Here is an 11,829-nt window from a genome sequence, read left to right as displayed (position 1 = left end):
CTCTCAGCTGTGCCTGCCGACTGGTGTCGCCACCAATCAGACCACGAGCCGCGCGTGGCGGAAAGACCTGGCCGTTTAGCCCCGGCCAGCCCCTGTCAGGCGTCAGGGTGTCGTGGGCATGGTTCTGTGCGCTACCGGCTCAAGGCTCGACCCTGAGCACCGGCAGACCGAAGGATTTTGCCAGATCGTCGTCGCCATCGCCACCAGGCTGGCCGCCATCCGGCTCGTCGCCCTGCGGCTGGTTCGCCTGCATGTAGGCGCCCATGAGGTTCGGGTTCAGGGGTGCGTTACCCCAGTCTTCCTTGATCTCGTCCCAACCGCGCGCCTTGCGAGCTTCGTTCAGGGTGCTCAGCGCCTTCTCTTCTTCCCAGGCCTGCGCCGGCGTGACGTCGTCCAGGCCAGTCCAGCGGAAGCAGTATTTGTCGCCGAACTCCGCGACGACGTAGTCGCTGAACAGATCCTCGAAGTACGCCAGCAGCGGGCGAAGGCCCTTGTCCTTCGAGTTGATCAGCTTCTCTTCGGTGTCGCTGCCGGACAGGCTCGACGTGCCGGCCGTGAAGGACTCGAAGTTGATTTCGTCCGGCGCCATGCCGTAGATCGCGCAGATGATGCTCGTGAGAAACGTCATCCACTTGGCGAACATGATCTCGTCGACGTCGGCGTTCAGGCGCTCGAACTGGGCTTTCGACTCGCCGTTCTTCGACACCATGATCGGCAGCGACCAGGCATTGTTGATGCCCTTGATCATGCTGTTCCAGTAGCGCCGGAACGCATTCAGGTCGTCCTGGCCGTAGTCGCCGGCCAGGTGCAGGAGCCCCTTGGGGATGGCATTGCTGTCGAAATACTTCGTGTTGTAGGTGAAGGCGTTGAGGTAGCCGGTCACCACACGCACCAGCAGCTCTGTCTCGGCCATGCCGTAGCCGGCAGACAACACGTCGCTGCGCGGGTTGCGGGGCACATAGATCAGGTCGTTGTAGGTGTAGGCCGAGCGGATCATGCCCTCGACCACCTGCAGCGCGAAAATCTCGTCGTCGCCGCGGTAGCCGACCTCGGTGCACAGCCGGATCGTGGCGCCGTCCACGGCGTACAGGCCGTCCAGGCCTCGAGAGCGGTCGCGCTTGTACTCGGTCTCGATGGCGGCGCTGTCCATCGTCAGGGTGTCGCGCACCAACTTGCTCATGAAGTTCGAGAAGTTGTCACGCTTGAGCCTGGCGCGCTGGCGCGGGTTCGACTCCCAGCCGCAGTTCGTGAAGAAGCCTTCGAGCAGCTGGATCGACTGCGCTTCATCCTTGCCGAGCTTCAGGGTTTCATCCTTGAGCTTGATCTGGAAGCCAGGCCCCTTGCCGCCAGCCTGCGCGCGGCAGAAGCGGCGCACCTGGCGCTGGCGCGTCAGCATGACGGCCGACAGCACCGGCGTCTGGTCGACCATGGTGCGCATCATGTCGAAGCTGAAGTTGCTGGGTCGCTCCACCCAGTCGCCCATCACCTGCACGCGCTGCTCGTCGATCCAGACGGACTGCATGCCTGGCGCCTTCTCGCGCACGGCCCGGCTCGGGAACGGGATCACGTTCGGCTTGGTGAACGCCTTCTCGAACTGCTGCGCCTCGAACTGCTCGGCGACGTAGCGCACCAGCTCCATGGTGTCGGGCACGCTGGACGGCATCGCTGCCTGCTGCGCAACGCGCATGGCATCGCGCTGCTCGTCGGCAGGCGCTGCGGGGTTGTGAGCTACTTCGATGGCATTGTCGGTCATGGCGAAAGGATGCCATCACGACAACCGGCGTTGTGCTTCTCAAGCTTTTTTGAGTAACATTACTCGTGAGCCCAACAATAGGACAGCAACACATGATCGTTCGGTACTACGCCGGGCGCCCTGTTGTTCGCAAAGTAGACGGCGAGACTGAGAAATCTTGCAGCCGCTGCCAAGAGTGGTGGCCGCAGACTGACGAGTTCTACAGCTTCATCCACAGTCGCGGCCACTACCACAACGAATGCCGGGCGTGCCGGGCACAACAGCAAGCAAACCGCCGCAAGCAAGCGGCATGACATCACCAGCAAGAGGAAAGGATTTTGCAAGTCAAAGTGAAAAAGCTGCACGAGTCGGCAGTTCTGCCGCATCACGCCACAACTGGCGCCGCGTGCTTCGACCTGGTGGCCTTGGGTGATGGGGTACCGCACCCGAAGGATCAGCACGGCTGGATCTTCTCCACCGGCCTCGCCTTCGAGATTCCGTTCGGCTACGTCATGCTGGTCTTCAGCCGTAGCGGTCACGGCTTCAAGGAGGCAACTCGCCTGTCGAACTGCGTTGGCGTGATCGACAGCGACTATCGCGGAGAGCTGAAGGTGGCCCTGCGCTTCGACGCCTCCGGCGATCACCGCTGCGCCAAGCTGCGCGACGGCGACCGCATCGCCCAGGCCATGATCCTGCCAATTCCGATGGTGCAGCTCGTCGAGGCTGACGAACTGTCCAGCACCGAGCGCGGCGCCGGCGGCTTCGGCTCGACCGGCAATTAAAAGGGGTTGCCGTAGCCTTTTTTGCTTCGATATACTTGCCGCTCACCTCTTCCATGAGGTCACTGCCCATGGCCTACGGCCAGCAGAAGGGCGCCGGACGCAGTAACCGGCATTCGCCGGCATAGCTCAGTTGGCAGAGCAAGTCCCTTGTAAGGACGAGGCCGTGGGTTCGAGACCTGCTGCCGGCACCAGATCCCCGCAAACACGACACGGGGCGCCACCAGCCGACGCAGGAGCGGACGCTGGCGGGTTACAGGTTGGCCGCCTGGGCGATCAGGCCAAGAAGAACCCTCCCTAGTGGAGGGTTTTTCTTTGTTTAAACACTTGCAATGCTTAAATTTGATAAAGTATTATTTGAGCAGGTCGCAGATTTGCGGCCAATAATCCAACTACTACTCAAGCAGGAAAGGAAAATGGGAACTCGAAATCTGACGTGTGTTGTGCTCGGCGGTGAATACAAGGTCGCCCAGTACGGGCAATGGGACGGCTACCCGAGCGGCCAGGGCCTGACCGCGCTGCGCTTCCTGCGCGGCATGGACAAGCCGCAGTTCACTGAGAAAGTGGCTGCCATCAGCTACCTCACCCAAGAGCAGTGTGACGCTATCAATGCCGAACTGCGCGACGACAGCGGACTGATGGGCGAAGGCAAGAAGTATGGCCACCTGAGCCGTGACCGTGGCGCTGACATCCTGAACATCATCAGCCAGGCTGATACCGGCGGCATCAGCCTGCTCGACAGTCTCACTTTCGCCGCTGACTCGCTCTTCTGCGAATTCGCCTACGTGATCGACCTCGACAAGGGCACCTTCGAGGTCTTCCGGGGCTTCAACCAAGAACCGCTGGCCGAGGGCGAGCGCTTCGCATTCCTGGCAGGCAAGGCAGACCAGCAGCATCGCGGCGAGAAGTACACGCCGATCAAGCACTGGCACACCTTCCAGCTCGATGCGCTTCCCACTGAGGAAGAGTTCCTGGCGATCCTCGAACCCAAGGAAGACGAGGAAGAGTAAGCCACCCACCCCGAAGCCGGCCCGGTTGGCCGGCACCCACTCAAGAAGGAAAGGAACATGCACAAGATCATCCCCAACGCCATCGTCTACAAGGCTGAGCTCCCGACCGCAGCTCAGCTCGCCAAGCACCTCGCCGAGCTGCCCTATGCACCCATCGGCGAGACCATGCTGTCCCGCCCCAGCTTCGTGCCGAACAAGATCAGCAATGAGCTGGTCACCGAGTTCAATGGCGGCTTCGCATTCCACCTGCGCTACGACGAGAAGATCCTGCCGAAGGCTATCGTGAAGGCAAAGGCGGCCGAACGCATCGCAGCTATCGAGGAGCGTAACGGCGGCCGCATGAAAAAGATCGAGCGCATCGCCATCTACGAGCAGGTGCACGTCGAGCTGGCGAAAACCGCGCTGGTCAAGACCGCGATCATCCCGGCCTTCTATCGTACCAATGACCAGATGCTGATCGTCGCCACCGGCAGCAAGAGCCTCGCCAACACGCTGGTGCACTACCTGATTCATGTGGTCGGCAGCGTGAAAACCACCACGATCAATATCAGCGACATCAAGAATGGCCTCACCACCCGCCTGAAAAAGCACCTGGTGGACGGCGGCGCCTTCGAGGGCTTCGTGGTCGGAACCACCGTCGCACTGAAGAATGGCGGCCAGAAGGTCTCCTACAGCCTGAGCAATCTGGATACCGCCAGCCAGGGCCTGATCGAGGCTATCGACAAAGGCTTCCAGGTCGAGCGCCTGGCGCTGGAGTACAACGACGTCGAGTTCAAGCTGACCAGCGACTTCCACTTCAAGGCGGTGCGCTTCGATGACGTCGAGAGCGATGACGACGCGCTGGATGCTGTCGCTGCCTGGCAGCACGACGCATCCGTCCAAACGCTGCAGTTCACCAGCGCGCTCAATGAGCTCTGCAACCTGCTGGGCTACCAGCCCGAAGAAGACGGCGAACAGGCCTCGGCCTGACCACGTGCCCGGCTTCGGCCGGGCCACCACCAAGGAAACCTCATGCGACGACTGACACAATCCCGCGCGGCCACTCGCCGCCGGCAGGCTTGGCCGGAGATGGAGCGCCAGCAGCTGGCTGACCACAAGAAGGCCGAGCCGCTGGCCGCAGCATCGACAACCACCGGCAAATAAGCTACGCCCGGAGCAAAGGAGCAATCATGAGCAAGTTCATCTTCACCCTGGCCGCCATCGTCCTCTGCTTCGGCGTATTCAAGAACGTCTCCCAGGACTCAGCCATCGCCGGCACCGGCACGATGGCGATGAACAGCTACTACCTGCTGAGCATGGCGCTGTTCGCCGCCGCTGCAGCGGCAGAGCTGATCTGGGGTCGCCGCACGGAATAGTGCGGCGTCACCCCCTCGCAATGAAGGCCCAGCAGCCTGGATCTGCAGCTCTCACCGTGCACTCGTTCTCGCTGCAGCGGCGCGTGTCATCGCTGTAGCTGATGCAGCGGCCGCAAACGTCGCCTTGCACGCTCTCAAGCTGCTCCCGCACCTCGGCCAATTGGCGCGGCACGACAGCGCCGCCCATCTCCGACGTCCTCGGCTGCTCTGACTGCGGCAGAATGAACGTGCTCGTGCCGTGCGCGCGCGCCCAGGCCACGTCGCAGAGCATGTTGGCGTAGCTGAAGTGCGGGTCGATACCGATCTTCTTGACCCGCCGCGTGTACTGGTTGGTCTCCTCGTCCTTCTCGGCCACCAGGGCCGTCTTGGTGAAGTGGTGGAAGACACGCGGTAGGATCGCCGTGACGAAGCGCTTGCCCTTCTCCAGAACCTCCTGCGCCAGCCCCTGGCGATCAGGGAACACGCACGACGGAACGTCGGTGGTGAACCGCGACATGCTCACCTGCATGCACTTGTACTGATCCATCCGCAGGGTGTAGCGATCCTGGGCCTCTTCGTCTGTCCGGCGATCGGAGGCGTCCATCCTCGGCCCATCGCCCCACTGGATCATGCCTTCCCTGACCGAGCCGAAGCTGTCGCAGATGAAGACCTTGCCCGGGTGCCGGTGGGCGAATTTCTTGGCGTCGTTGTAGTTGGGGTTGATCTCGACCACGCACACCGCGACGCCGTACAGCTCCATGAGCTCGGACGAGCGCATGAACGGGTCGGCGCTGTAGGTCTCCTCCACGTGGATGACGGCCTGGCGTCCGTCCGGCAGCCGCTCCTTGATGACGTGGACGTTGAAGTTGCCCATCTGGTCGATGCCCATGAAGGTGCCGGTGGCGCGCGACTTCCACTTCACGCCAGCGGCAAGGCCGGCCTTCTCGCAGTTCGCCAGGTGCTCCAGGGTGACCGGAACCTGCGACGGGTCGAGGTAGGGCTTGCCCAGCTTCCGGTTGTAGAAGTTCTTCATGTCCGTCGCGTTGTTGTACGCGAAGATGATCTCTTCCGCGCTGATCGTCGGCGACAGGAACTGCGGGAAGTGGATCGAGCGAATGCGCAGCGGGCGGTTCCGCTTCTCCACCGACAGGTCGACCGGCTTGTCCGCGTCCGGGTTGTCGGCGATCCACTCGCCGCGCTGGGTGTCATCCAGCCAGTGGCCGTCCGGGCAGCAGTACCGGTAAAGGCCGCTCTCCTTGTCGAACTTGATGCAGTCAGGGAAATACTCGTCGAGCGCCTTCTTGACCCCGCAGGTCGGGCACTCGGTGTGGAAGCGGTGCTGGCTGCCGCGCTTGTACCAGTGGTGGATGTCCGCGTCTGGCCAGTTGGCGGTCGAGCCCATCAGAGTGAAACGGATGTCGGAGGCGGACAGACGCTCCTGCGTCTTCTCCATCTGCTCGAGGGTCATTTCCTGCACTTCGTCGTAGGACAGGATGTCCATCGGGATCGACTCGGTGGTGGCCCGGCCGGTCGTCCAGCTGAACACGAACATGGCCTCGCCGATCTGGCGCACCCGCACGTTGCCCTCGCCGGCCTTCTTCCCGCTGCCGTCGGCCGACTCCATCGTCATCAGCTTGTGCACTGACGGGATGGTGCGCACCACCGGCATGAAGCGCTTGGACGACTTGATGTCGGCCAGTTTGGCGTCGGGCAGGAACATGCCGACCGTGGCCGGCCCGAATTTCAGGCCCAGGTAGACCGTGGCCAGCATCTCCATGACCGTGAAGCCCACCTGGGCGCACTTCATCAGCACCAGTACCAGGCGGTATGCGTCGTCGGCGTTGCTCGGCACCTGGTCGTAGATCCAGGCCATGGCCGGGCGATCGTCCAGTTTGAACGGCTTGCCGTCCACCTTCAGGCCGTCCTTCGCCAGGCGCTCGCACCACTGGCGGAAGGTCTCGTTCTTGCCGATCACGCGCTGCGCGGCCGTGAGCTCGATGGCCACGTCAAGGAACTCGGCCTGGAACCGCTGCTGGTACTCCTGCTCGCTCACCTCCTGCATCTCGCGCCGCAGCTCCTCGGACAGGTGCGGGTTGCAGTCGGAGGGGAACTGCCAGCATGACCAGTCCGGGTCGCTCATGCCGCGCTGGTAGAGCCGGTAGAAGTCGTTCCGCTTGCCGTAGGCATCGGAGAGGAACCAGCCCTGGCCGTCGTGCTGCCGCAGGCATTCGACCAGCATGTCCTCGAAGCTGGCCAGGAAGCCCGGCACGCGCCGGACGTCGTCTACGACGATCAGGCCGTACTGCGGGAAGGCGTTCGGCATCTCGTCCAGAGAGTAGAAGTCGATGGTGTTGCCGTGCACCAGCTCGATGCGCCTGGCGTTCACTTGGCGCTTGATCAGCGGGTTGATCGCGCGCTTGATCGATCGCCTGACCTCGGTCAACTGCTCCTTGGTCGCCGAGAACCAGGCCACCGGCGCGCTGCCGGACAGGGCGCCGCGGGGCGACATGATCAGGGCCTCGACGCCGAGCGTGGTCTTTCCGCCCTGTTCGCCCATGCAGATGGCGTTGAAGCGGCTGGCTTTGGCGATGGCTTTCCGTTGTGCTGGGTGTAGTGCCGGGAGGCGAATTTTCGGTTCTGTCATGGCCTTATTTTGTGGTCACGACGCATGAAAAACCCCGCAGATGCGGGGTTTGGGTGGCTCAACAGGGCGCCTTCCGGCGCCCTCCCGATTACTTCACGCTGATGAACGGAACCGCCTGCCCGCCGGTCATGTACTGCGGCAGCTTGCCGTCCCACTTGTCGATAGCGTTCAGCTCGACCACGCCGGGGTTGTTGCGCAGGGCCGCACCCTTGATGTTCAGAGCCTGGGCCTCGCCCTCGGCGCGCAGAATGGTCGCCTGCTTGATGCCTTCCGCCTCGGCCTTGGCCTTCTCAGCTTCGGCAATGGTCTGGCGCAGCTCGTTCTCGCGCTGCTGGGCCTTCTGCGTGGCTTCGATCTTGCGGTTCAGGGACTGGACCACCGTCGGCGGCAGGTCGATCTGGCCGCTCAGGTACAGGTTCTCGATCACGATGCCGCGAGTAGCGAAGTGGTCTTGAACGCGCTGCTGGATGCGCTTCACGAACTCTTCCTTGCCCGGGCCATACATGGTCTCGGCGGTCACCTTGGACGATTCAGCGTTCACCGCGTCGCGCACCACCTGGGGCACGTTGACGTTGATGATCTCGTCCATCTTCTTGCGGTAGGTCTTGAACAGCAGCGGCGCCGAACCTTCGGCAGCGCGCAGCGTCACGCCGAGAGGCAGGCCGACAACCATGCCGTCCTTGTCCTGGCCCTTGATGCCGTTGATGTTGAAGTTCTGGTTGAAGGTAGGGAACAGGAACAGCTCCTCGTTCCAGCCGACCCACTTGTAGCCGACAGGCTCTTCCTTGAGCGAGACGCCCTTGTCGGTGCCGAGCATGTTGACGACTACGCCGGTGTAGCCGGCCGGGACTTTGGAGCAGCCGGACAGCAGGACGACTGCGGACAGCATCAGGGTTGCGAGAATGCGTTTCATCTATTGGTTTTCCTCGTTATTTGCCTTTCTGTTGTGGCGCAGTTTGCGCGCCTGGATGGTCAGGATGACCCATGCGGTAACAAGCACCCACGCGATCACCAGCACGAAGCCGGCAATGACGGACTCGGTGCTCGGTTCGCTCACCAGCGCCGGGGCGGCGATGCGCAGAATGATGAAGCTGAAGATCAGGTAGGCGATGATTGCGCCTGCCCGCCAGATGATACCAGCAGGTGAGAAGTTTGCCACGTATTTGCCCTCCTGGGCTGTTGGAGTTGGTGGTTACGCCAGCTTGTCCAGCGCTTCGTCGATCTGGTCGGGCGTGATGCGGGTGGCCATGCCCGCGGTGGTCAGATTGAATCAAAATCAACCGGCTCGCCCTTGATCTGCGGATCAGGAATATGACCCCGTGCGATCTGCAATATCTTGGTGTCATGGTGCAGGTGCTCTGAAACGAAGCGAATGGCTTCCCGCTTTGCATCCTGCCGGCCAGCAGCTTGCACGTTGCCTACCCACAAGCTGGTGCCAGCCTTCTGGCTGATTTTGATGATCCAGCTTTCTTGAGAGGTTTTCACCGTTTTCGGCCTCGAGTGTTCTGCGCCCTATCGGCGCCCTAGATTGAATGCCAGATGCCGCATGCCTAGTGCTGCGCTGCATCTGGCGGTTTGCTGCTCTGATTCGGGATCAGGTCGTCAGTTGTGCTGGCGCAGGGTGTAACCCATCAGCTCCTGCAGCGGATTCGGCCGCTGGCCACGCGGATGGATGCCGATGTTGGCCTCCAGTCCATCCAGGCTGACGGTGGCGCCGTCGGCGTTGTAGCCAGGCTGAAGGCCCATAAACTGCATCGGCACACCACAGTCGCTGCATGTGATGCGGATCTCGGCCGTGAAGCGACCAACGTCCTCCAGGCGCGCCACGCGCACGCTGGCATGGAAGTTGTGGTGCTGGCATGCCATCACTCGCCACCCCGCTCTTGCGTGAAGTCTACAGGCGCACCGTTCAGGCGGTCGACGTTGATCGGGTGATAGTCGTCGATGCCTGACTTCGATACCATCCACTGGCCACTCCAGCACTCGAAGGTGATCCATCGTTTCGTGCCAGGGCACTTGGTGACGCGCAGGCGGTCGCCGTGCTTCAGAACCCTCTGGGCGTTCTCGGCGGCCAAACGTGCGAGCCGTCGGCGTTCTTCCTTCTGCTCTTCAGTCAGCATCGTGAACACCCCACTCAGCCGCACGCTTGGCCTTCCACGCCTCGGACGTGCGATCGCACTCGCTGCCCTTGTCGACCAACTCCCACAGCGGCCGGCCATTGCTGACCAGCCCGGCCATGCCGCCACCGGCGTAGGTGTGCATGCGCTGCTGCCTGATCTGCGTGACCTGGCGCCCCTTCAGGAAGCGCTCGTCGCCGGCCTGGGGCTTCTTGCGCGCAGGGCTGGAGCTGTAGCGGATGCTGTCGATGCGTGAAGTGCTCATGCCACCCCCACGGTCAGCGGCGAATATTTCGCCCAGATAAAGCAGATGCCGTAGATGCCCGCCGCGCAGGCGAGCAGGCCTGCTGCGACCGTCTTCCACGAACCATTCCCGCCAATGTTGTGGAAGGCCGCACACGCGAGCCCGAACATGGCGACCCAGAAGAGCGCGCCGCTGACAATAAGCAGGCCGATGATCTGGAAGATGATCATGCTGCACCGCCTTTGGCGCGGGCGATGGCCTCAGCAGCCTGGTTTCGAGCATTGTCCAGCGCCTGGATGCCAGGATAGATGCTGTCGCTCCACTGCTCGTCGTGCTGTCCGAGGTTGTGTGCGACGTTCGAGACAGGCAGCGCTACTTTCCAAAGCAGTTCCAGCGCCGCCAGCAACTCGTCCCGCTGCGCCGTCAACTCGACCACACGGGTGGCCTCGTCGCAGGCGCGGCGCTCCCAGGTGTCTCGCTCGGCTTCGACGAAGCTCTTGCCGGCCGCCAGCCCAAGCCGCTCGCGCTCGGCCTGCCACTGAGAGCGGGTGACGATGGCGGTGGCGTGGTCTTCGGCGAGATAGCCAGGACGTACCGTCCCGGCATCGAAACTGAGATCCATGAGACTAATGCCATCGCTGTCAGTTACATCCCACTCGTCTTCGCAGTATCGCACACCTTCGCCGAGCAATGGCCAGCAATGGCAATCACTATCCTGCACATAGCAGACAGTTGTATCCGCCCACTGCGTGAGTTTACGCGCCAACAATTCTACTAAAAACACCTTCCTTCCCTTGCCGGGCCACGCCCGGCTTCTGTTGTAGTTGGCTGAATTGTACCTGTGTTGCTCAGATATGAGCAAGCACTACAGGCGAGTGGCAGAAAGGATCACCACGTCCTCGACGATCTCGCCAGTCACCTGGCCAACGACAGCATTCACAGCAGCTCCCCTCGGCCGTTGTCGCGGCTGTACGGGCGGATCTCCTGCAGGTTGGACATGATGCTCCAGAAGCGTGCGTAGGCATCGTGCAGCTTCTTGTCGGCAACGCTGTCCTTGAAGTTGTTGTAGTCGATGCCGGCGACGTGCTGGGAGACTACGCGAGCCACCTGATCGCGCGGCAGCTCTGCGCGATACAGGTAGTCACGGCCAGTAGTGCGCTCGACCTTGGCATTGGCGAAGACGCGCTCGATGTCGCCCTTGCGGCGGGCGCGAACACGCAGCTTATCGCTGCCAGCAGACGGCTCGACGATGGAAAGGAAAGCATTGTTTAAACATAGCCACATACGCAGAAACCCCATTCGTTTTGTTGACGATGGGGCTAGCGTATATCAAATTTGAACAACCGCGCAAGCGGCGCTATGATTATTTATGAATACTTTAGATGAACCTGATCCAATCGAACGGTTCGGTCATGATCAGCTTGTTGTGCTTGCGGTTGTTCAGGTAGGAAGGGATCACCTGGCAGTTCGAGGCGACGTGAAGCCCGCAGGCATGGCGAGCTGCCAATGGTATAGCGTGATCGACCGCCCATTCGATGCCGGTCACTTCTCGGCGTATGCGGGCAAGGTGCATGGCATCCTGCCAGACGAATTCGTCTAGCGCTCCAAACCATGAGGGAATGGTCGCAATTTACCTGCCCTGCGCTTTGCGTGCAGAGCCCGCTTCTTCTCCGGGTTATCCTTCCGCCACTTCGCCACCCTGGCCACTACCGCTGCGCTGTTCCTAAGCCTGTGCTTTCTGCTCAGGTCAAGGATACGCTCCCTGTTGGATTCGTAATGCTCTCGGCGCTGCTTGGCTATGCGATCTTTGTTGTTCTCCCGCCAGGCCTTAGACGACGCACGACATTTCTCGCGATTGGCATGGTAGTACGCGCGAGAAGACGCCTTCTTCAACTCGCTGTCTCTGGCGTACCGCTCCCTGTCATATGCGGAAAGACGTTCCTTGTTATCGCTTCGGTAGCTGTAGTTG

The 11,829-nt window shown here is 61.8% G+C and carries 16 protein-coding genes and 1 tRNA gene; 5 read left to right on the top strand and 12 right to left on the bottom strand.

The window, feature by feature from the left end:
• Positions 1 to 139: 139 nt before the first annotated feature.
• Entirely contained in the window at positions 140 to 1,753 is a 1,614-nt protein-coding gene (locus tag K32_RS24465; protein ID WP_201401976.1) for a phage portal protein, read from the bottom strand.
• Between the two features lie 317 nt (positions 1,754 to 2,070).
• On the opposite strand from K32_RS24465, the gene dut reads away from it, so the two are divergent.
• From dut to K32_RS24440, 5 genes are all read left to right on the top strand, one after another.
• Positions 2,071 to 2,514: a dUTP diphosphatase gene (gene dut / locus K32_RS24460; RefSeq protein ID WP_201401975.1), complete on the top strand. Its 444-nt coding sequence runs from the start codon at positions 2,071 to 2,073 to the stop codon at positions 2,512 to 2,514.
• 115 nt (positions 2,515 to 2,629) lie between these two features.
• Positions 2,630 to 2,705, top strand: a tRNA-Thr gene (locus tag K32_RS24455).
• 222 nt (positions 2,706 to 2,927) lie between these two features.
• Entirely contained in the window at positions 2,928 to 3,521 is a 594-nt protein-coding gene (locus tag K32_RS24450) for a hypothetical protein (RefSeq protein WP_201401974.1), read from the top strand.
• Positions 3,522 to 3,578: 57 nt separating this feature from the next.
• Entirely contained in the window at positions 3,579 to 4,490 is a 912-nt protein-coding gene (gene rdgC, locus K32_RS24445) for a recombination-associated protein RdgC (RefSeq protein WP_201401973.1), read from the top strand.
• A gap of 200 nt (positions 4,491 to 4,690) precedes the next feature.
• On the top strand, positions 4,691 to 4,876 hold the full coding sequence (locus K32_RS24440; protein WP_201401972.1) for a hypothetical protein: 186 nt from the start codon (positions 4,691 to 4,693) through the stop codon (positions 4,874 to 4,876).
• Between the two features lie 7 nt (positions 4,877 to 4,883).
• Here the strand turns inward: K32_RS24440 and K32_RS24435 are convergent, their stop codons facing one another.
• The 11 genes from K32_RS24435 to K32_RS24385 form a co-directional block, all read right to left on the bottom strand.
• On the bottom strand, positions 4,884 to 7,499 hold the full coding sequence (locus K32_RS24435; RefSeq protein WP_201401971.1) for a phage terminase large subunit family protein: 2,616 nt from the start codon (positions 7,497 to 7,499) through the stop codon (positions 4,884 to 4,886).
• Between the two features lie 88 nt (positions 7,500 to 7,587).
• Positions 7,588 to 8,412 carry an SPFH domain-containing protein gene (locus tag K32_RS24430; protein WP_201401970.1) on the bottom strand — a complete coding sequence of 275 codons (825 nt, stop codon included), beginning with the start codon at positions 8,410 to 8,412 and terminating at the stop codon, positions 7,588 to 7,590.
• Positions 8,413 to 8,658: a hypothetical protein gene (locus K32_RS24425; RefSeq protein WP_201401969.1), complete on the bottom strand. Its 246-nt coding sequence runs from the start codon at positions 8,656 to 8,658 to the stop codon at positions 8,413 to 8,415.
• 101 nt (positions 8,659 to 8,759) lie between these two features.
• On the bottom strand, positions 8,760 to 8,984 hold the full coding sequence (locus K32_RS24420) for a hypothetical protein (protein ID WP_201401968.1): 225 nt from the start codon (positions 8,982 to 8,984) through the stop codon (positions 8,760 to 8,762).
• Between the two features lie 117 nt (positions 8,985 to 9,101).
• Positions 9,102 to 9,365 (bottom strand): hypothetical protein, encoded by a 264-nt coding sequence (locus K32_RS24415; protein WP_201401967.1) that lies wholly within the window; start codon positions 9,363 to 9,365, stop codon positions 9,102 to 9,104.
• Positions 9,365 to 9,619 (bottom strand): hypothetical protein, encoded by a 255-nt coding sequence (locus K32_RS24410; protein WP_201401966.1) that lies wholly within the window; start codon positions 9,617 to 9,619, stop codon positions 9,365 to 9,367. Before K32_RS24410 ends, K32_RS24415 begins: the two co-directional genes overlap by 1 nt.
• Positions 9,609 to 9,881, bottom strand: coding sequence for a hypothetical protein (locus K32_RS24405; protein ID WP_201401965.1), 273 nt, complete (start codon positions 9,879 to 9,881; stop codon positions 9,609 to 9,611). Before K32_RS24405 ends, K32_RS24410 begins: the two co-directional genes overlap by 11 nt.
• Positions 9,878 to 10,090: a hypothetical protein gene (locus K32_RS24400; RefSeq protein WP_201401964.1), complete on the bottom strand. Its 213-nt coding sequence runs from the start codon at positions 10,088 to 10,090 to the stop codon at positions 9,878 to 9,880. Before K32_RS24400 ends, K32_RS24405 begins: the two co-directional genes overlap by 4 nt.
• Positions 10,087 to 10,626: a hypothetical protein gene (locus tag K32_RS24395; RefSeq protein ID WP_210342762.1), complete on the bottom strand. Its 540-nt coding sequence runs from the start codon at positions 10,624 to 10,626 to the stop codon at positions 10,087 to 10,089. Before K32_RS24395 ends, K32_RS24400 begins: the two co-directional genes overlap by 4 nt.
• 170 nt (positions 10,627 to 10,796) lie before the next feature.
• Complete coding sequence (locus tag K32_RS24390) at positions 10,797 to 11,159, bottom strand: hypothetical protein (protein WP_201401962.1); 363 nt, start codon at positions 11,157 to 11,159, stop codon at positions 10,797 to 10,799.
• A gap of 79 nt (positions 11,160 to 11,238) precedes the next feature.
• Positions 11,239 to 11,433, bottom strand: a complete 195-nt coding sequence (locus K32_RS24385; RefSeq protein WP_201401961.1) for a hypothetical protein — start codon at positions 11,431 to 11,433, stop codon at positions 11,239 to 11,241.
• Positions 11,434 to 11,829: the final 396 nt, after the last annotated feature.

This window comes from Kaistia sp. 32K, assembly GCF_016629525.1.
Lineage (GTDB): Bacteria > Pseudomonadota > Alphaproteobacteria > Rhizobiales > Kaistiaceae > Kaistia.
Note: the sequence above shows the minus strand (reverse complement) of the source record. Positions and strands in the feature narration are given on the sequence as shown.